Source organism: Candidatus Methanocrinis alkalitolerans (genome assembly GCF_029167205.1).
GTDB lineage: Archaea > Halobacteriota > Methanosarcinia > Methanotrichales > Methanotrichaceae > Methanocrinis > Methanocrinis alkalitolerans.
Window position 1 is genome coordinate 63,933 of the sequence record NZ_JARFPL010000001.1, and the last position, 19,455, is coordinate 83,387.

General features: G+C 59.3%; 23 protein-coding genes. 4 read left to right on the forward strand and 19 right to left on the reverse strand.

Annotation, left to right across the window (positions count from 1 at the left end; translation table 11 throughout):
- Positions 1-14: 14 nt before the first annotated feature.
- Together P0O24_RS00305 and P0O24_RS00310 are read right to left on the reverse strand one after the other, a co-directional pair.
- Complete coding sequence (locus P0O24_RS00305; protein ID WP_316967739.1) at positions 15-1,052, reverse strand: glycosyltransferase family 4 protein; 1,038 nt, start codon at positions 1,050-1,052, stop codon at positions 15-17.
- A 40-nt stretch (positions 1,053-1,092) separates the two neighbouring features.
- Entirely contained in the window at positions 1,093-1,857 is a 765-nt protein-coding gene (locus P0O24_RS00310) for a glycosyltransferase family A protein (RefSeq protein WP_316967740.1), read from the reverse strand.
- A 193-nt stretch (positions 1,858-2,050) separates the two neighbouring features.
- Between P0O24_RS00310 and P0O24_RS00315 the strand changes: the two genes are divergently transcribed.
- Positions 2,051-3,478, forward strand: a complete 1,428-nt coding sequence (locus P0O24_RS00315; protein ID WP_316967741.1) for an oligosaccharide flippase family protein — start codon at positions 2,051-2,053, stop codon at positions 3,476-3,478.
- A 94-nt stretch (positions 3,479-3,572) separates the two neighbouring features.
- Here the strand turns inward: P0O24_RS00315 and cofE are convergent, their stop codons facing one another.
- From cofE to fpoO, 12 genes are all read right to left on the reverse strand, one after another.
- Entirely contained in the window at positions 3,573-4,742 is a 1,170-nt protein-coding gene (gene cofE / locus P0O24_RS00320) for a coenzyme F420-0:L-glutamate ligase (protein ID WP_316967742.1), read from the reverse strand.
- 5 nt (positions 4,743-4,747) lie between these two features.
- Positions 4,748-5,944: a dihydropteroate synthase gene (gene folP, locus P0O24_RS00325; RefSeq protein WP_316967743.1), complete on the reverse strand. Its 1,197-nt coding sequence runs from the start codon at positions 5,942-5,944 to the stop codon at positions 4,748-4,750.
- Positions 5,945-6,036: 92 nt separating this feature from the next.
- On the reverse strand, positions 6,037-6,822 hold the full coding sequence (locus P0O24_RS00330; RefSeq protein ID WP_316967744.1) for an ABC transporter permease: 786 nt from the start codon (positions 6,820-6,822) through the stop codon (positions 6,037-6,039).
- Positions 6,806-7,729 carry an ABC transporter ATP-binding protein gene (locus P0O24_RS00335; RefSeq protein WP_316967745.1) on the reverse strand — a complete coding sequence of 308 codons (924 nt, stop codon included), beginning with the start codon at positions 7,727-7,729 and terminating at the stop codon, positions 6,806-6,808. Before P0O24_RS00335 ends, P0O24_RS00330 begins: the two co-directional genes overlap by 17 nt.
- 92 nt (positions 7,730-7,821) lie before the next feature.
- Positions 7,822-8,838, reverse strand: coding sequence for a COG1361 S-layer family protein (locus P0O24_RS00340; protein ID WP_316967746.1), 1,017 nt, complete (start codon positions 8,836-8,838; stop codon positions 7,822-7,824).
- A 70-nt stretch (positions 8,839-8,908) separates the two neighbouring features.
- Positions 8,909-9,703, reverse strand: a complete 795-nt coding sequence (locus P0O24_RS00345; RefSeq protein ID WP_316967747.1) for a metal ABC transporter permease — start codon at positions 9,701-9,703, stop codon at positions 8,909-8,911.
- 19 nt (positions 9,704-9,722) lie between these two features.
- Complete coding sequence (locus P0O24_RS00350; protein ID WP_316967748.1) at positions 9,723-10,493, reverse strand: metal ABC transporter ATP-binding protein; 771 nt, start codon at positions 10,491-10,493, stop codon at positions 9,723-9,725.
- A gap of 111 nt (positions 10,494-10,604) precedes the next feature.
- A complete protein-coding gene (locus tag P0O24_RS00355) occupies positions 10,605-11,558 on the reverse strand; it encodes a metal ABC transporter solute-binding protein, Zn/Mn family (RefSeq protein ID WP_316967749.1) in 954 nt (317 codons plus the stop codon).
- Positions 11,555-11,857, reverse strand: coding sequence for a hypothetical protein (locus tag P0O24_RS00360; RefSeq protein WP_316967750.1), 303 nt, complete (start codon positions 11,855-11,857; stop codon positions 11,555-11,557). The genes P0O24_RS00355 and P0O24_RS00360 overlap by 4 nt, the downstream gene beginning before the upstream one ends.
- An 89-nt stretch (positions 11,858-11,946) precedes the next feature.
- Positions 11,947-12,528 (reverse strand): hypothetical protein, encoded by a 582-nt coding sequence (locus P0O24_RS00365; protein WP_316967751.1) that lies wholly within the window; start codon positions 12,526-12,528, stop codon positions 11,947-11,949.
- Positions 12,522-12,875 carry an OB-fold nucleic acid binding domain-containing protein gene (locus P0O24_RS00370; protein WP_316967752.1) on the reverse strand — a complete coding sequence of 118 codons (354 nt, stop codon included), beginning with the start codon at positions 12,873-12,875 and terminating at the stop codon, positions 12,522-12,524. Before P0O24_RS00370 ends, P0O24_RS00365 begins: the two co-directional genes overlap by 7 nt.
- Positions 12,876-12,946: 71 nt before the next feature.
- Positions 12,947-13,123 carry a F420H2 dehydrogenase subunit FpoO gene (gene fpoO, locus P0O24_RS00375; RefSeq protein ID WP_316967753.1) on the reverse strand — a complete coding sequence of 59 codons (177 nt, stop codon included), beginning with the start codon at positions 13,121-13,123 and terminating at the stop codon, positions 12,947-12,949.
- Positions 13,124-13,237: 114 nt separating this feature from the next.
- Between fpoO and P0O24_RS00380 the strand changes: the two genes are divergently transcribed.
- The 3 genes from P0O24_RS00380 to P0O24_RS00390 are packed head-to-tail and all read left to right on the forward strand — an operon-like array spanning position 13,238 to position 15,470.
- Positions 13,238-14,011: an SAM hydrolase/SAM-dependent halogenase family protein gene (locus tag P0O24_RS00380; protein ID WP_316967754.1), complete on the forward strand. Its 774-nt coding sequence runs from the start codon at positions 13,238-13,240 to the stop codon at positions 14,009-14,011.
- The gene (gene mer, locus P0O24_RS00385) at positions 13,999-14,958 is read left to right on the forward strand and encodes a 5,10-methylenetetrahydromethanopterin reductase (RefSeq protein WP_316967755.1); all 960 of its coding nucleotides are present in this window, start codon (positions 13,999-14,001) and stop codon (positions 14,956-14,958) included. Before P0O24_RS00380 ends, mer begins: the two co-directional genes overlap by 13 nt.
- Entirely contained in the window at positions 14,955-15,470 is a 516-nt protein-coding gene (locus tag P0O24_RS00390; RefSeq protein WP_316967756.1) for a nicotinamide-nucleotide adenylyltransferase, read from the forward strand. Before mer ends, P0O24_RS00390 begins: the two co-directional genes overlap by 4 nt.
- A gap of 8 nt (positions 15,471-15,478) precedes the next feature.
- Here P0O24_RS00390 and P0O24_RS00395 read toward each other — a convergent pair whose 3' ends face one another.
- From P0O24_RS00395 to P0O24_RS00415, 5 genes are all read right to left on the reverse strand, one after another.
- Positions 15,479-16,849 carry a tetratricopeptide repeat protein gene (locus P0O24_RS00395; protein WP_316967757.1) on the reverse strand — a complete coding sequence of 457 codons (1,371 nt, stop codon included), beginning with the start codon at positions 16,847-16,849 and terminating at the stop codon, positions 15,479-15,481.
- A gap of 147 nt (positions 16,850-16,996) precedes the next feature.
- The gene (locus tag P0O24_RS00400; protein WP_394356636.1) at positions 16,997-17,464 is read right to left on the reverse strand and encodes a phosphopantetheine adenylyltransferase; all 468 of its coding nucleotides are present in this window, start codon (positions 17,462-17,464) and stop codon (positions 16,997-16,999) included.
- 99 nt (positions 17,465-17,563) lie between these two features.
- The gene (locus P0O24_RS00405; RefSeq protein ID WP_316967759.1) at positions 17,564-17,998 is read right to left on the reverse strand and encodes an adenylyltransferase/cytidyltransferase family protein; all 435 of its coding nucleotides are present in this window, start codon (positions 17,996-17,998) and stop codon (positions 17,564-17,566) included.
- On the reverse strand, positions 17,979-18,380 hold the full coding sequence (locus P0O24_RS00410) for a Mov34/MPN/PAD-1 family protein (RefSeq protein WP_394356637.1): 402 nt from the start codon (positions 18,378-18,380) through the stop codon (positions 17,979-17,981). Before P0O24_RS00410 ends, P0O24_RS00405 begins: the two co-directional genes overlap by 20 nt.
- A gap of 97 nt (positions 18,381-18,477) precedes the next feature.
- Positions 18,478-19,455, reverse strand: coding sequence for a biotin--[acetyl-CoA-carboxylase] ligase (locus P0O24_RS00415; protein WP_316967761.1), 978 nt, complete (start codon positions 19,453-19,455; stop codon positions 18,478-18,480).

The following is a 19,455-nucleotide window of genomic DNA, read 5'->3' on the forward strand; positions in this document are numbered from 1 at the left end:
GGGACACATCTAGATTATACTTCCAGCAATGTTTTATATATCTCAAATGTATCCCGTGCGGTCCTCTCCCAGGAGAAGCCTCTGCTCCGCTCCAGGGCAGCACTATCCAGCCCCCCGTCGATCAGGGAAGAGATCTCTCCGACTATCTCTCTGTAGTTCAGAGTATCGAAGTCCAGCAGTAACCCGCAGTCTCCGACGACTTCCGGGATGCTCGCCTTATTTGAAGCGATGACGGGAACCCCACAAGACATCGCCTCCAATACCGGAAGCCCAAACCCCTCGTACTCCGAGGTATGCAGATAGGCGTCGGATGCATTGAATAATAGGGGCATATCTTCTTCAGGGACCCATCCTACGCTGATTATGCCTTCGCCCTCCAGCCCCTCTCCGTAGCCCGCTTTTATCATCTTGACGTCTCCTCTCTCAGAGCGGATATACCCAAATAGCTTCTTGGCAAGATCCATCCTCTTGTGCTCGAGGTTCGAGGAGACCACCAATACGTGTTTGTCTTCAGGATTGAGTCCGAACCGCTCTTTGCAGATCGATCTCTCCATCGGCCTATATAGATCGTGATCTACGCCGAGGTGAACGACTTCGATTCTATCTACCTTGAGATCGGTCAGCCTCAGAAGTTCATCTCGTGTAAAGCGGGAATCGGCTATGATTCTGTCAGCCTTCTTCAGGGCTCTTGGTGTCAGGAGGTACTGCACCCTAACGGATAAGTTGTTCATCTCAGAAGGGTATATCATGGGTGCCAGGTCGTGGACCGTAACTACGAATTTATTTATTCTTTTAAAGTAGATGGCTGGGGCGAGGGTCTGAGCTGTTGCGTGGACCAAATCTGCGTCAGCATTCCTGTAAAAGGGCCAAGAGAAGACGGTATTTCCTCGGATCTCGCCCTCAGGTCTTCTGACCCGTGCTAGATCAGACTCGTTTCCTATGATCGCCGCGATCCCTCTATAGAGCTCATCCTCATACTTTCGCAGTCCATAAATGGGGTGAGACGCTTTTGAAATGTTCCAATGAACGATCTTCATGATAGAGTCACTCATAATTTAGTAAATATTATTATGAATCTCTTCTACAAGGATCTCAACTGCGGCCGTATACGAGGTGCTGGAGGTATCTGGTTATGTCGTATCTTGAGATTATGCTCAAATGCAACAAGATATACCTTAGAATCGGGAATGTTGTTATCTTCTGAAAAGCGCTTAAGTTGCGAGGATTTATCGATACCGCTTCGTCGTGGCTGATATAATGGTCAACCGATAAAAATACCCCCTTTCTTATACGGGCACCCTTCCTAACCAGATCATATTCAAAAATATTAAATTCGTCTATAACACGGCCATTTTCGAACTCATAAAACCTGAACCTGATCTTGCTCAATATCTCCCTCTTTATCAGGGAACACCCTCCGAAACCCACAGCTTCGATCGTTTTAGAGCGGACCATGTAGCCGCTTTGGAGCACATCATGCCCATTGATCTCTCTTTTCATGATATCTATTATCCTTGGATCATAAGTCATATCGGAGTCCAGGAATAACAGATACGGCGAATCGCTGTTGAGCAGATAATCGACTATCGCGTTCCTTCCGCTCGTTATGCTGCACAGCCTTTGATTCTTTCTTTGGTCAGGATTTTCCGTTTCATATACAATTACGCGCCCAAAAATTTTATATTTATTTAATAATTGATCCAAATCTTCTGCAAAGTCGGTCTCATCAGTGGCGATAACGACCTCCGAGCGGTCGTAGTTCCTCTGGATTTCATGAAGATTTTGCATGAAATGATCTAAAGCAAATGACGACCTCCTCACAGCGGTGGTGCCGATGACGACGTCAATTTGACTCACATTTATCACAGCGCTTTGGGAGTAGCAACCTGATCTCTATTAAAACTGTCGTCCAGGTTTTCCAGTCATAAAATAGCCCTATCGGGACGAGGATATCGATATCGATCCGATTGAGGGAACCTATATAACATAGAAACCGAATCTCAGATGTAAACCGAATCCTGTACCTGCTATCCGAAAAAGGAATCCAGATATGTCAGTTGAGCGATCGAGCATCACAGTATTTTTGTCCCAAATTGGGGTCACCATTGCGGGTTTCCTCTCACTGATGTATTTCGCCCATGTGCTCGGTCCGGAGATTCTGGGCATTTATTTTGTTTATATAGCTATATTTAATTTAATTGTTATGTTTATGGATTGCGGGTTGAACTCTGGGACCATAAAGAGGATCAGCGAAGGGAGAGAAGCGTCTGAGTACTTTACTGCCTCCCTCTTGATGCACAGCGCGACCCTCCTCTTATTCTTGGCGGCTCTGTATGTTATGAGGGGTTGGATCGACGATTACATCGGTGTTAGCGTTTTCCACTTTTTGGCCTTGAGCCTACTTTTTATGAGATACTCCCAGCTGATCAGAGCAGCGCTCGCAGGTGAAAAGAAGCAGGGAATAAGCTATCTGATTTACCTGGCGGAGAACATAGCAAGAATTATATTTCAACTAATATTTATCACACTGGGCTATCAGATCTATGGGATGATCGGAGGATTTTGCATCGCCCTTCTGGTAAACATTCCCTTGGGTCTCAAGTTCACAGGGGCGAGGCTGAAGAAGCCATCGATGGAGCACGTAAAGAGCATCTTCTCCTACTCGAAATACTCTTTTGGAATAAGCCTAAACGAGTATCTGTACCAATCGATGGACATCCTCGTAATAGGCCTTCTTATGCCCAAGTTCTATTCGGGCGTCTATGGTGTAAGCTGGTCTTTTTCAAATGCTGCGATTTTGGGAACTATCGCCATATCGACGACTCTATTTCCTTATATCAGCGGATGGTCCGCAAACGGACAAATAGACCAGATTAAAAATGCCTTTTCAGAAGCCCTCACTTACTCGCTTATGTTGGCCATCCCCGCCTTCGCGGGGGTATTGATTTTTTCAGGTGACCTCCTTTATTACGCATACGGGGAGGCCTTCACCGTGGCCTGGCTGACTCTCATAATTCTTACTGGTGCAAGGCTTGTGGAGACGGTCCAGATGATTACGAGAGGAGCGCTCGCAGGAATGAATAGGCCCGACCTGGTTCTTAAGGTAACTTTGGTCACGATACCGCTGAACCTCATCGGAAACTTCGTTCTCGTCTACGCCATTGGGATCGTCGGCGCGGCCATCGCCACATTCGCAACAATCGCCGTCTCGCTCAAGCTGAGTTTAAAGTACTCAGAAGGGATTGTTCCGATCTCAATTCCCTGGAAGGATATAAGAGATGAATCGTTATCCGCACTCTTCATGATCTTGATCCTACTGATAGGGCTCCATTTTGTGCATGTGAATCGCTACGAGATTTTGGGAGCCTATACGGCGATTGGAGCGGCGGTATACTTCACAACGCTGATCACAATAAATGAGAAGATAAGGGTTAAGATGATATCGATATTTCGGGTATTAATCAAAAAAAGCCTATGAAATTATAGGTAATATGACAGGATCTGAGCCATCACGAAAATTACTGGTTCTCTCTTATCGGGCGTGGATAACTTCGAGATATCTATATGACGGTTCAATCCATGAAATGATCCCGCTTAAACCCCCGGGGCAATAGCTCCCCCGCCGTCGCAATCTCCGCATCCCCTCTCGTGTTCGCCATGATCACCTTTATGTCGTCCCCGAACTCGATGAGGTTCTGCCTGCAGATCCCGCAGGGAGAGACGGGCTCCTGGCTATCCGCCACCACCGCCAGGGCCTCAAACTCCCTCTCCCCCTCCGATACCGCCTTCGCGATCGCCGCCCTCTCGGCGCAGATGGCGGCGCCGGAAGAGGCGTTCTCGACGTTGGCGGCGGAGTATATCTTGCCGCCCCTGGCGAGGAGGGCGGCCCCGACCCGAAAGCCCGAGTAGGGGGCGTAGGCCCTCTCAATCGCCTCCGTCGCCTCCTCGATCAGCCGGTCGTACCCCCCCTGGTACGGGTGGGGTCCGCACCGGAGGGACCCGATGTACATGCACTCCTCGGGGGGTATATTCGGGATTTTCATATCTTCGCCGTCATCGGCGAGCCGGACGGGAGCTCCCCTTATTATCACCGCCGGTATCCCCTCGTCCCCCTCTCCCATGACGACCTCCGCCGCCGAGACGAGGTTGTCGGCGACGGCCTTCCTCGTTATCAGAAGGGGCCTTCCGAAGAGGTCCCTCTGCCCCCTCGCGTCCTCTACGGGGACGACGCCGTCGCAGGCGAGGGCGACGCCTACGCAGCCGAGGCGGAGGGGGTGGGTCCTGCTGTCGCCGACGATGACGCCGATCCTCTTTCCCGACGCCTCCTCCAGCCTCTTCCTCACCTCCGCTGCCGACCTTCCCGGATCCCTTGGGAATAAGACGACGTGCCCCGGCGGCGCGTTGGAGTGGTCGATCCCACCGTTGGGGTAGAGAAACCCGTCTTTTATAGTAAGAACGACCCCCGGGATCCCGCCGATGATCCGGTCTGAAGATCTTATGATCAGCTCCATCTCCCGCGCGTCTTTATCGTACCTCTCCGCCAGCTCGCAGGCTCGGTCCCCAGGAGTGACGTGGGATAGGTCCACGACCCCCCCCTCGGCGGTGGCGACGGCGCTCTCGGCGACCACCAGGACGTCCCCCTCGGCGAGGCGGAGCCCCGCCCTCTCCATCCCCCGGAGGATCGCCTCAGCCAGATCGTCTCCCGGCCTCACCAGATCCGTCTTTATCCCGAAGAGTTCCAATTAATTCACCAGTACCTTTTGGGGTCATCCACCCTCTCCAGAGCCCCCTCGATGGCTCCTGCCACGGCGGGGAGGTTGAAGGGCTGGCTTTTGAGGTTCTTTCCGAGACCCCGGACCTGGGCCGCCGTCCCCAGGACCAGGACCTCCATCTCGCCGGGGTCGCACCGGAGGGCTCCCATGGGTATGGCGGCGTCTCCGCCCCGGGCGAGCATCTCCTGCTTTATGACTATCGCCTCCATTGAGGTGACGCCCCTTATGGAGAGGGCCCGAAAGGACCCCTTCCCCCCCAGGGCTTTCGCGCCACCCTCCTCCACCCCCAACCTCCCGAAGGCCTGATGGAGGTCCTGGGGTCGGCCCCAGGAGGCGAAGACCTCCACCTCGATCCCTCCAGCCCTAGCTATGGAGGGCCTTCCCCGGACCGCCTCAGCCATCCGGATCGCATCCATCGATGCCGCCACGTCGTGGGTCCTGACGAGGTGGGCGCCGTTGTAGACGGCGATGGCGGTGGCGGCCAGGCTTCCGGGGAGCCTCTCTGCGGGGATGGGACGACCGAGGACGGCTCCGATGAACGACTTCCTGGATAACGCCGCCATCACCGGCCTGTTGAGGACCCTGAGACGTGAGAGGCCGTCGAGGATCGCCAGGTCGTGGCCTGGCCCTTTGGGGGGGGTCCACCGGCCGATCCCCGGATCGACGGTCACCTTCTCCATCGATACCCCTGCCTCCTTCGCCGCCACCAGCCTCTCGCCGAGGTTGGCCACGATCTCTCCAACCTCGAGGATGTCGCCGGGCCTATCCCTCGACGCCATGATGATGAGGGAGCCGTCGTGGTCAGCGACGGTCCGAGCCATATCCGGGTCGCGAAGCCCTGAGACGTCGTTTATGCAATCAGCTCCCATGGACAGGGCGTCGGATGCGACCTTCGCCCTCTGGGTATCGACGGATACGACCACCTCGCCTCCCAGCCGGTCGAGGACGGCCTCGAGGGCGGGAAAGAGCCTATTTCTCTCCTCCTCCTCGGGGATCGGGGGCGAGCCCGGCGCAGTGGAGACCGCCCCCAGGTCCAAGACCTCCGACCCTTCCTCAGCGAAGGAGAGGGCCCGCTCGAGGAGGGCGTCCTCCCCGGCGTACGACTCCTGATAGAACGACTCGCGGCTGAGGTTGATCACCCCCATCACCCGGACGGGGTGGAGGTCTCCCAATATCGTTTTGCCGATAAAGCCCTCGATCGTCAATTTTAGCGCCCCACACCATAAGAATCGTCGACTTTAAAACCTTATTCTAGGGACCTTCCTTACTCTGATAGCCTCAGCATCATCCCCGTCCTCCTCGCCCTCTCGATGGCGAGGTTCAGGATCAATAGGCTCGCAAAAAAGTAGAGGAGGGCGAGGGCCATCCCCAGGAGGATCTGGTGGCTCCCGTAGCCGTAGGCGGACCGGTAGTACTCCAGAAGGTAGGTCAGAGGTATCGACTTCGATAGGATCTGGAGGGGGCCGGGGAGGATCGATACCGGATAGTAGACCCCGCTCACCAGCATCATGATCCCGCTGAGGGTCCAGGCGGCGACGTCAGCCCTCTGGCCAAAGAGGAGGATCGATATGCAGACCACCATACCGATGGAGGCGGAGGTGATGAAGGTCCCGGCGAGGAATACGATGACCGTTACGGCACCTCCTGCGAGAAAGTCGAAGCCGAAGAGGTGGCCGCTTGCGGCCGCCAGGACGAGGAAGACCGCCACCCCTCTGATCACCCCGAAGAGCATCGCCCCCAATACCAGGTGGTAGCCCCGAACGGGAGAGACGAAGGTCTGCTTGATGCTCTTGGACCAGAGGTCGAAGAGGAGGATGTAGGCGACGTCTATCTGGCTGATCTGGAGGATGCTGAGGGCTATAGCCCCCACCAGGACGAAGGCGACCATATCGTCGCCCACCTCCAGAAAGCGGGTGAGAAGCCCTATGGAGAGCAGGCCGATGAAGGGCCAGAAGATCAGCTCGAAGACGGTGAATACGTTCCGCTTCGATATGATCCAGTTCTTGTAGGTCGCAGATAGAACCTTATTCAGCTCACCTCGCCAGCTCAAGGAAGACATCCTCCAGATCTGGCTGTTCTATCTCTATATCCAGTATATCCGCCCCATCAAAGGCCTTGATGATGGTGCTGAACGTCCTTCCAGAGTGGTCGAAGATCATCTCCACCCTCCCGGAGAGCTCTCTCACCTCCATCACCCCGGGGATGATCCGAAGCCTCACCGGATCGATCACCCCCTGGTACTCGATGGTGATCCTGTGGCCGATCTGGAGAGCTCTCTTCAGCTCTTTTGGGGTCCCCAGGGCGGCGAGCCTCCCCTCCCGGAGGAAGGCTATCCTGTCGCATAGCTCCTCAGCCTCGGGCATGTAGTGGGTCGTGAGGACGACGGTGATCTCCTCCTCCTGGTAGATCTTCTTTATGAGATCCCTGGTCTTCATCGCCATCTCCGGATCGAGGCCCGAGGTAGGCTCGTCGAGGAATAGGATCTGGGGCCGGTTGAGGATCGACTTTGCGAGAGATACCCTCTGCTTCTGGCCGGTGGAGAGGGTCTCGAACTTGGCGTCGGATTGAGGTCCGAGCTCGAAGGCCGAGATCGCGTCGTCTACGGATCTATAAAGGCTCCGGCCGTAGAGGCCGTAGAGCATCGCCGAGTGGCGCAGGTTCTCTCGCACGGTGAGGGACCAGGGAAAGTTGGGGTTTCCGCTGCTGATGTTGATCCGTTCCCTTATGGCGTGGGTATCTCTCAGGGCGTCGCGGCCCAGAACCTCGAGGCTGCCGCCGTCGGGGCGGATGAGGGTTGAGAAGATGGACATGAGGGTAGTCTTTCCGGCGCCGTTGGGGCCGAGGATGCCGAAGACCTCCCCCTCCTCGATGGAGAGGGATATATCGAAGAGGATCATCTTCTCCTTGAAGAGCCTCCTGAAGCTTTTGCAGATCTTCTCCGCCCTCAAAGCCGGCATATCTCTTCGCAGGGCGGAGGTTGAAGATATCTATGACGGTGGCGACGGCGTTGAAGGAAGGCCGAGGGCTTATGCCGCCTCTGGGTCCGAGGCTATCTCCGGTTCCCCACCAGGTTCTTCAACCGGGGCGGCCGCCTCCCCCTGCCCCAAAGGAGCCAGAAGATCGCCAGGGCTGAGCCGCCGAAGAGGGCGGCCGGGAGGGGGGCGCCTATAAGCGGCCACCCCTCGGGTATGGCGACGGTCAGGGGGACGGATAGAGACGCCGCCCCTCCGGAGCATTCGATCTCGCAGCCGAGGCTGTAATCCTGGGGGCGGGCCGACCCCTCCATAAAGAGGTCGAATCGAGCGACTCCGACCCCTCCGGGAGGTATGTCCCCGAGACGGCTCCGAGCCGTCAGAGGGGTGAAGGGGGAGGCGGCCACAAGTCGGGCAGTGCAGTTCTGGGCGGTTTCATCCCCCGCGTTTCTGATGATGAGGCTGATGGAGCCCTCCTCTCCCGGATATAGATCGGATCTTGTCCCCGCCAGCTCCAGGGAGGGGGGGGACCCCTCCACCGACAGGACAAGGTCGATGCGGAGGGCGGTGGGGAGGTAGAGGGGCGAGGCGGTCCCGCCGCTGAAGCTGACGTCGACCTGGTGCTCGTATTCGATCTCCAGGACGAGGGGTACCGGACCCGAGGCGCCGTCTTCGATGGAGATCTCATAGTTCAGGGACGCGGTATCCCCCGCATCGAGCCGGTCGAGGTGGACCGGTCCGGAGAGGATCCGGACGGGTCCACCGGAGAGGAGGTGGGCCTTCAGGTCCGATGCAACGAGGCAGCCGAACTCCGCCAGCATCTCCATCGCCGCCTCTTCTTCATAGCCTTGGGGGACGAGACCGGGAACGAGCCTCTCTACCACCCCGTCGTTGGCCATGACGAGCCTCAGAGTTCCGGAAGTTCCGGGGGCGACGACGGGGTTTATGGCGGAGGCGCTGATTCTGGGACCCCCTTCGACCTTGTAGTGGTCCCCGGCGAACTGGACCCCTCTGGCCTCTCCTGAGCCTCCGGCTGAAGGCGCGATGAGGGGGAGGACAAAGAGGAAGAGGAGGAGGGTCTGATATCGGCGCATCTCGGTCCGCCTTTTGTACCCTCTTGCGTATAAGTTTGTTGTATCAGTACACGCAGCCGGCCTCATGATCTCAGCGGGCGATGATGGTGCTGACGAAGAAAGCCCCCGATGCGGCGAGGATGATCGTCGCCCCGGATGGGGTGTTGAGATGGTAGGAGGCCAATAGTCCCGCGGAGACGAAGGATATCCCCAGGAGGATGGAGAGGATCATGATCCCCTTGAGGTTCTTGGCGTGCTGCCTTCCAATGGCGCCGGGTATCGTTAGGAGGGCGATGACCAGTATTATCCCTACGATCTTTATCAGGACGACGACGCTGAGGGCGACCATGGAGAGGAGGAGGAGGCGGAGCCGGAATACAGGAAGGCCGAGAGCCTCGCCGTAGAGGGGATCGAAGGAGAGGATCAGCAGCTCCTTATAAAATAGGGCGACTAGGACGATCATCCCGAGGGTGAGGGCGGATATGATCTTGATGTCGAAATATGAGACCGCCAGGATGTTTCCGAAGAGGTAGTCGAAGAGGTCGGGGGCGCGTCCGGGGCTTTTGCTCACGAAGACGATCCCCAGGGACATCCCCACCGCCCAGAAGACCCCGATGGCGGTGTCAAAAGAGACCTTCGACCTCTCGCTCACCGCCCCTATCCCGAGGGCGGTGGCAAGAGAGAATATGATCGCGAAGATCAGGGGGTTTGCTCCCAGGAGGTAGCCGAGGCCGATGCCGCCGAAGGCGGAATGGGCGATCCCGCCGCCTATGAAGACGAGCCGGTTGAGGATGACGTAGATCCCCATGACCCCACAGAGGACGGACGCGATCCCTCCTGCCAGGAGGGCGTTCTGCATAAATCCGTACTGTAATATCTCGATCATATCTCTCCGTCGGCCCGGCTCAGTCGTGAGGTCTCAGGACCCGGTGGGGGACCCCGTGGGCTATCATCTCCACGGGGCAGTGGTAGGCTTCCTCGATATCCTCTGCCAAGAGCTCCTTTGAGTCGTGGTAGTAGAGCTTTCGGCTGACGCAGGCTATCTTCTTTACGTAAGCCGAAACGGCGCTTATATCGTGGGAGACCATGATTATCGTCATCTTCTCGTTGAGCTCTCCCAGGAGCTCATAGAACTCGACCTGTTTCGCCGAGTCGATCCCCGCTGCCGGTTCGTCCAGGAGGAGGAGGCGGGGGCCGGAGACTATCGCTCTCGCGACGAAGATCCTCTGCTGCTCCCCCCCCGAGAGGCTCCCGATCTCTCTATCGGCGTACTCGGACATACCCACCAGGGAGATCGCCTCGCAGGCGGAATCGAGGTCCTGGGGGGTGTACCGCCGGATGAGCCCTCTCGCGGCGTATCTGCCCATCATCACCACCTCGAGGGCGGTGATGGGAAACTTGGGATCGAAGAGGCTCTTCTGGGGGAGGTATCCGATCTGCTTCCTCGCCGCCCTGGGGCTCCTCCCGAAGACCTCGATCTTCCCCCTCGCGGGCTTCACCAGGCCGAGGATCGCCCGGAGGAGAGTGGTCTTTCCGCCGCCGTTGGGGCCGATCACCCCCAGAAAGTCCCCTTCCTTTATCTTGAGGTTGATCTCCTCGAGGACCCTGAACCCGTCGATCTTGACCGATAGGTCCTCGATGTAGACCGCTGGATCGCCGGCCTGATCGCCCTTCATGAGAGCAGCCCCAACCTCCCCGCAGTCACTCCAATCTCACCTCATTATAATATCTTCTCATGAGATCTCCATACGCCGTCACCGCAGGATAAGATCCCGGCGGCTCCACTTCTATCCTCCCCCGTCTTGGCTTTTGATCCCCGACGATATCTCCCTTGCGACCTTTCGCATATTATCGACGTAATCCTCGGCCAGGGGGTCCAAGGCGACGACCCCCCCGCCTATCTCGGCGGCTATGATCTCACCGGATTTGGGGTTGAAGCTCGGGTCGACATAGATCGTCTCGACACCCTCTTTTCTGGCGAGGTCGACGATCGTTCTCAGCTGCCTCGGCCCTGGCTCCTTATCCTCTTCGAGGATCGCGACCTGGACGAGGCCGTAATCCCTGGCGAAGTACCCCCAGGCTGGGTGGAGGACGATGAACTTCCCTCCTTCAGCGCCGGAGAAGGTCGAGGCTAGCTCGAGGTCGAGGTCTTCAAGCTCTCTCTTGAAGGCTGCCAGGTTCTCTCTGTGGGCGTCGGCGTTCTCGGGGTCGACCTCCGTGAGCCCCCGGCAGATGTTCTCTGCCATGATGGCTGCGTTCTTAGCCGAGAGCCAGATGTGGGGGTCGGCGGTCAGGATCGACGGGTGGAGATCCCAGAGGGAGGGGCCGTGGTGGTGATCTGCCTCACCGTCGCCGCCTCCGTCTTCGTGGTGGTGATGCCCTTCCAAGAGATCGATTCCTGAAGACGAATCGACGATCAGCATCCTCCTGTTCGCCCCGATGATCTTATCCATCCAGATCTCCAGCCCCGCGCCGTTCTTGATGTAGAGGTCGGCCTTCGCCACCTTTGCGAGCTTCGACGGGGCCGGCTCGAAGGTGTGGAGGTTTGCCCCCGGCGGGACCAGAACGGTGACTTCGACGAGGTCCCCGCCGACGGCCTTCGTGAAGGTGGCGAGGGGGACGGTGGTGACGACGACCTTAACCTTCCCAGGGCCGTCTGCGGGCACCTCGTCGGATATGCAGCCGCATAAGAGGGCTAGAGCGAGGGTGAGGGCCAGGGCGGTACTGCGGCTGGAATTCACACATCCACCTCCTTGAGGACCTTCCCGATGTACCTGGTTTTGGTCTTGCCGTCCTCCTTCCAGTAGCAGTACCAGTAGGGTCCGTGGGGACAGCTCCTGCACTCCTTGCCGCACCGGACCCACTCCTGCCGGTAGGTGACGGAGGCTCGCCTCTTCTCACCTTTCTCTTCCTCGGCGGGGGGCGATCCTCCATAAGACCTCTTCCGGTCCATAATGAGCCGATCGAGGTAATCCCTGATCTCCAGGAGGTGAGGGAGGTCCTCTTCTGCCATATCGTCCAGGATGTATTTCGGGATCATCTCCGGGTCTTATGTAACTTTGCCGTTTAAAATCTTTTCCTCAGGTTACATAAGAGGCCGACGGACACGGCTCGACCGCTCTTCGAGGATCAGCCGCCCTTCGATAGAGCTCTGATCTTATCCCGCCCCGTCCCCCTCCCCAGGGGCTGTTCCAGGATCCAGTCGAGGAACTCGAAGACGATGGGGGCCATGAAGACGTAAAACTCCCTGGTGAACCGGAGGGCCTCGTCGACGGACCGGAAGTGGCGGACCTCGATCATCGTCCCCGGAGCGGTCATCCGGCTCCTGAGGTTCTGGTCGACGACGAGGGATGAGGCTCCGCATGAGGCCCTCGCGGGCTGGAGGGCGTCGATGTTGACGGGGACGCCGCCCCAGTGGCGGTATAGATCCAGGATGAGGCCTTCGCGGCTCTGGTCCTCCTCCTGGGAGACCTCTAAGACGACGTCATCGTCGAGGTCCTCAGGCCTGGGGACGATCGCCGCCTCGACGACGACGGAGTACTCCTCTTCCTCGTAGCCGGGAGAGCCGGAGAGGTCCACCGCCTCAAAGACGATCCCAAGCCCCACCGTTGATCCGTCCTCCAGCTCGCATCGCCAGCCGTCATCTTCGGCGTAGAGCTTCCATCCGTCGAGCTGGAAGACCCTGGCGGAGGCTGGGGGCATGATCACCATCTGAGGACCTCCACATCTGCAGCATCTTTGACCGAGATCTCCCGGCGCCCCTCGTACTCGGCGATCTCGCCCCTCGCCCGGACCCTGTCGCCTTTGGCGACCCTGGCCGCCACCTCCTCCGCGCCGTCCTCACGGCTGACGAATATCGGCATGGCTGAGGACTGGAGCCGGAGGATGAGGTGGCTGCCGGTGGTGGTCTGGACGGAGCTTACGGTCCCCTCGGCGACGACGAGGACGGGGATCTCGTCGAGATCGGCGTCGAAGCCCCCCAGGGCCCAGGAGGCGGCGGCCAAAGACCCCAGGGCCATCGAGAGCAGCACCACCACCACCTTCTCCTCCTTCTGCATCACAAAACCTCCACCCTTCGGGCCGATAGCTCGAAGTTTGACTGCAAAAAAGAAATATCAGGGATCGCTCTTCACTTCTTCTCTTCCTTCTTCTCTCCCAGGTGCTGCTGGTATGCCGCCTCGCAGGAGGCGAGACAGTCCTGACAGAGTCCTTTGTAGGCTCCTTCGGGGTTTGCGAGGGTGTGCACCTGTACTCTCACCGGTACCAGAGTGGGCTTAGCAAGTCCGCAAAGTTCACAATCTGCCATGCTCTTTCATCTCCCGGAGAGGGCCATAAACCTTTCTCCCTGTTGAACTTTTCCATCAGACCGCCGGTCGCACCTTCCGCAAGGGCTTAACCCCGGATCGACGACTGGATCATCATGCAGAGATCATCTGAAAGGTCGATAATCACCCTCCTATCGGATTTTGGGTCTCTATACCCCGCCCAGATGAAGGGGGCGATCTTATCTCGGGCGAGGGACGCCGTCCTCGTGGACATCGCCCATGACGTGCCGCCCCAGGACGTCCGGGCCGGGGCCTTCGCCCTGATGGCGGCAGCCCGCCACTTCCCTGCGGGGACGGTTCACCTGGCCGTCGTCGATCCCGGCGTCGGGACGGGGAGGCTCGGGATCGTCGTTGAGAGCGGCGGCCACACCTTCGTCGGCCCCGACAACGGCCTGTTGATCCCGGCGGCGAGGTCCCTGGGGGTGCCGGAGGCCTGGATGATAGACCAGGTCTTCTTCGAGGGGGCTTCTCCCACCTTCCACGGGAGGGACGTATTCGCTCCGGCGGCTGCGGCTCTCGCCTCCGGCGCCGCCCCCAGCTCCTTCGGCCCCAGGATCTCTCCGAAGGAATTGCAGATGGGGTCTGCCGAGATCTCCGAGGACTGGATGGAGGCGGAGGTCGTCTACGTCGACGGCTTCGGAAACGTCATAATCAACGCCACCGAGATCCCCTGGGATGTGGTGATCCTCGCCGGAAGGAGGCTGATGAGGGCGAGGACCTACGCCGAGGCGGGGCCCGACGAACCCCTTATAACCATTGGGTCTCATGGGTTTGCAGAAATTGCGGTCCGCGGGGGGAGCGCGGAAGGTCTCTTCGGCCTTGCCCCCGGAGACCGGATACTCTTGGAGAGAGGAAATTGTTCGGAATAGAGTTCGTCCCCAACGAGCCCGCCCTGAAGGTGGGATATCTTGCGAAGCTCGCCGAAGATGCGGGCTTCGATACCATCTGGATCACCGATCACTACAACAATCGAGACGTCTACTCGACCCTCGCGATCCTCTCCCTCGCGACGAGCAGGGTGAAGCTTGGGACCGGGGTCACCAACCCTTATACCAGGAACGTCGCCGTCACCGCCTCCAGCATCGGCTCCATCAACGAGATCTCCGGTGGGAGGGCGATCCTGGGGATGGGCCCCGGGGACAAGGCGACCTTCGACGCCATGGGGGTCGCATGGGAGAAGCCCCTTTCCGCCGTCAGGGAGTCGGTGGGCGCCCTCAGGGATCTTCTGGCGAAGAAGAGGGTGGCGGCCCACGGCATGAAAGGCGCCCAGCTCGCCTTCGCCCCCGGCAAGATCCCCATATACATCGGGGCCCAGGGGCCGAAGATGCTGGAGATGGCGGGTATGATCGCTGACGGCGTCCTCGTCAACGCAAGCCACCCCGACGACTTCAAGTACGCCGTCCCCCTGATCAGGGAGGGGGCAAAGAAGGCGGGGCGCGATCCGAAAGGTGTGGAGATCTGCGCCTACACCAGCTTCAGCGCCGACAAGAACGGCGAGAAGGCGGCCAATGAGGCGAAGATCGTCGTCGCCTTCATCGTCGCCGGCTCCCCCGAGACGGTCCTTTCGCGCCACGGCATAAAGGCCGAGGAGGCGGCAGCCGTCTCCGCCGCCATAGCCAAGGGCGACTTCGGCTCCGCCCTCGGCTCCGTAACCGAAGAGATGATCGACGTCTTCTCCGTCTCGGGAACCCCCGACGACTGCAGGGCGAGGGTCGACGACCTCCTGGCGACCGGCGTCACCCAGATCGTCGTCGGATCGCCGATCGGCCCCAACAAGGAGAGGTCCATAAAGCTCATCGGAAAAGAGATCCTATGAGGAGAGGTCTGTACATCGGGCGGTTCCAGCCCTACCACCTGGGCCACCAGGCCGTCCTCCAGAAGATCGCCGAGGAGGTGGACGAGATCGTCGTCGGCCTCGGAAGCGCCCAGGCGAGCCACACCCCGGAGAACCCCTTCACCGCCGGCGAGCGGATCAGCATGATCTGGCCGGCCTTGAAGTCCCTCGACGCCACATGTTACGTCATACCCCTCTGGGACATCGCCAGGAACGCAGTCTGGGTATCTCACGTCCGGGCCATGACCCCCAGCTTCGATCTCGTCTATTCCAACAACCCCCTGGTGGTGGAGCTCTTCGCCGAGGCGGGGGTGGAGGTCAGAAGGCCGCCTATGTACAGAAGGGAGGTCTATTCGGGGACGGCCATCAGGAGGATGATCCTTTCAGGAGACGAGAGCTGGAAGCGGCTCGTTCCCTTCTCCGTCGCCTCGGTGATCCAGGAGATCGGCGGCGTCGAGAGGCTCAAGAACGTCAGCTGTGGTGACGAGGGGTAAAGGCGCGTTCACCCGCTGTCCGTCTCCGCCTCTTCGGCCGCCGTCACGTCTTCAGCCGTTGCGTCGTCTCCAGATGGATGGTCCGCCCCTCCATCCTCCGCCGTCTCTTCCTCCTCGGCCGGGCGCATCTCAAAAGGCTCCTTCTCGCCATCACTGGCGTTAATATCTCCAGCCTCCGCTTCCAGCGCCTTTTCGTAGCATTCGATCGCCTCTTCGTGGCGGCCCAGGGTGGCGAGGGCGATCCCCTTGTTGTTCCATGCCTCCTTGAGGGTGGGGTCGATGGAGAGTGCCATCTCGTAAGATCTGAGGGCTTCGTCGTAGAGGCCGAGGGAGCTATAGGCTACCCCCTGGTTGTACCATGCCATGACGTAACCGGGATCTATCCTGAGAGCCTCCTCATAAGACGGAATCGCCTCCTCCTGGCGGCCCAAAAATCCCAGGGCGATCCCCCTGTTGTTCCAGGCCGGGGCGTAATCCGGATCGATCTTCAGGGCCTCGTCGTAACTGGCGACAGCGTCCTCGAAACTTCCCAGGGTCGAAAGGGCTACCCCCCGGTTGTACCAGGCGGGGGCGTAGCCTGGATCGATCTTCAGGACCAGATCGTAGGAGTCGACCGCCTCCTGGCGGCTCCCCAGGATCCCCAGGGCGATCCCCCTGTTGTAGAGGGCCATGATATGGTATGGTTCGATATCGAGGGCCTTCTCGTAAGAGTCGATGGCCTTCCGGTGGCGGCCCAGGGTGCCGAGGGCGATCCCCCTGTTGTTCCAGGCCGTGGCGTATTCCGGGTCGATCTTCAGGGCCTCATCGTAACAGTCGACGGATCGATCGTACAGCCCCGCGGCGTAGAGGGCTCTTCCCAGGTTGTTCCACGCCTCTTTGAGGGCGGGTTCGATCTCCAGGGCCCTCTCGTAAGAATCGATGGAACTGTTGTAGTCTCCCCGGGAATAGAAGATCCCCCCCCGGTTGCTCCAGACCAGGGCATACTCCGGATCGATCTGTAGAGCCCTCTCGTAAGAGGCGAGAGCTTCATCGGCCCGTCCCAGCCCCTCCAGGACGACGCCGTGGTTGTTCCAGGCGGGGGCGTAACCAGGATCTATCTCCAGGGATCGGTTGTAGCAGTCCAGAGCCTCGTTCTGCCTTCCGAGGGCGCTTTTGGCGATACCTTTGTTGTTCCAGGCGAGGGCATACTCCGGGTCCAGCTCCAGGGCGTTGTCGTAGCATAAAATGGCTTCGTCGTATCTGCCGAGCTCCGAGAGGGCGACCCCCTTGTTGTACCAGGCGAGAGGGTAAAGCGGGTTCTCCTCCGCATACCTCTCCGCACCGGCGGGGAGAACGAATATCGAAAAGAGCGCCAGGAGCGCCAGGGGGCGAAGCATCATCCTCTCCCCTTTTATTGTGTGAGTTGATATGGATTACGGTCGCCGGAGGCGATCGACTCCTTCCCGGCCGTCTCCATCCTGGGGGACCCGCCCGGCGAGAACGGACCCGTCGGTTAAAAGCCGGCCCAACGACGGCTTCCCGTCCGTCTAGACGACCATCTTGCCATGGGAGTCGATCTCGCCGCCGCAGATCCGGGTGGAGGAGATCCGGACGTCGTCTTCGGCCATCTGGTACTCTATCCTCACGATATTGAGGGGACGAAGGCCGTTTTCTCTCCTGATCTCGTTGATGTTGCAGGCCATCGGTTCCGTCTCCGGAGATACGACGATGGCGTCGTAATCCTCCTCGATCGCCGAGCCGTAGACGGTGTGAAGCATCTCGATCTTGAAATCTTCTACACCAAAAATCTCTTTGAGCGCCGCCCTCAGCTCTCTGACCCTGGTATCGAAGTCGCGGACCGGCCGGCTCCGCTGACTTTTTGCCATCCTGTCCGAGGTGAGGGCGATCACCACCTCGCCGTCGTCTCCTGCGACCTCGAAGGCCCGCTTCAAAAGAGCGATATGGCCGTCGTGGAGGGGGTCGAAGGTGCCGCCGACGGCGACTTTGGGGGCCATATTGTCGGCAAAGGTGTGGGATCGGTATAAGTAGCTGGCGCTGAGCCCCCGATCCCGTGAAGAGTCGGTCATCTATCTACGGGAGGAGGACCGATATCGCTACCTTCGGCGCTCCTCCAGAACCTTAGCGACTATCGAACGGGAGCTGCAGAGGGGGCAGGGGTCGTGCTCCACGAGCCTCACCACCCGGGCGTCGATCCCCCGGGTGGCCAGCTCCTCTTTGAGGAGGACGACGTCGAAGTGCTGGTCGTAGCCGAGGGTGATGACGTCGGGCTTCAGATCCTCGATCGGCCGGAATATGTCTGTCTCGTCTCCCAGGACCGCTCTGTCCACCATCTTCAGGGTCGAGACCATCAGGAGCCTCTGCTCCTGGGGGATGATGGGGCTGGGTTTATGCTGGACGTTGGCGTCTCTGGCCACGATCACCAACAGCTCGTCGCCGAGAGCCTTCGACTGTTCCAGATAAAAGAGGTGTCCAGGATGGAGGAGGTCGAAGGTTCCCGTCGCCAAAACCCTAGTCAAACCAGTCCTCATCCTCCTCGACGTCCACGTCCAGGACGGGAAGGTCTCGCTGAGAGCCCGTCCTGTCGTAGCAGGTCCAGCTTCTTTCGTCGAAGGGGAGGCCTGCGATGATGTGGTAGTCGCCGGTCTTGGAGAAGAAGATGAGGTCCGCCGACGATGGGCGGATGTTGGATGAGGGGTGGCTGTGGACCGATCCCGCGATCCTCATGTTGGGGAGCATGTAAAGCCGGACGAGGGCGCTCTTGCTCGACGATTCGGTCCCCGGAAGCATGATCACCTCGGTGATGACGCCGTCCTCGGCCCGGAGGAGCCCCGCAAACTCCACGGGGAGGGTCGATCGGGAGGCCTCGAGGATGAAGTAAAGCGTATCTCTGGCTATCCCTTTTATCTCCATCTTCCGCTTCATCTTCGACACCTCTCCATCTCAAAAATCTCCCTTTACAAATAACCTGCGCCGTCCCCCCGCCGCCGCCGTCGTGAGGCGGGAGATCTCAAGCTTCCTCATCCATAGCCGACCTGAGGTGGACGCAGTCGCCGGCTAGGACCCTCTCCATGCTGCCGTCGTCCTTCCTTACCAGAAGGGCTCCGTCCGCCTCCAGGGCCTCCGCCGTCCCCTCAAACTCGCAGCTTCTGGTGATGATCTTCACCCTTCGGTCGAGGGTCGAAGACCGGGAAGACCACTCCTGGTGGATGAGGTCGAAGGACGTCTTCATCTTCCCGTAACACCTCTCCAGCTCCTCCAGGGCTCTTTGGACGAGCTCCACCCGTTGGATATCTCCTCCTGCCTCCCTGGATATGGAGGTTGCCTTCCATCCTTCGGGCAACGAGGCAGGATCGAGGTTGGCGTTGATCCCGATCCCCACCACGGCGTAGTCCAGGGTGTCCATCTCGGCTCCTATCTCCGTCAGAATGCCGCAGACCTTCTTCTCCCCCACAGTGAGGTCGTTGGGCCACTTTATCTTCACGTCGAGGCGGTAGAGGGCCGCAAGAGCCCTGGCCACGGCGACGGAGGCGGCGATGTTCACCCTGAAGGCGAGGGCGGGGGGGATGTCGGGCTTCAGGATGACGCTCATCCAGACTCCGCCCCGCGGGGAGCTCCATGGCCTATCCATCCTCCCCCTGCCGGCGGTCTGGACCTCGGCGACGACGACGGTCCCGTCCTCCGCCGAAGGGGCGATCCTCTTCGCCTCGGCGTTGGTGGAGGCGAGGGTGGGATGATATATGAAGGTCCTTCCTACGAACTCTGTGGCAAGGCCGGCTTTTACGACCTCCTCTCGGAGGAGGTCCGGGGCAGACCGCATCCTGTAGCCCCTCCTCGAAGCCTCTATCTCGTACCCCTCGGCCCGGAGGGATTCGACCGCCTTCCAGACGGCTGCCCGGCTGATCCCTAAGGCCTCTGCCAGATCTTGGCCGGAGGTCCACCGACCGGCCCTTTGGATCAGCTCTCTCTCGATCTCTTCCCTATTCAA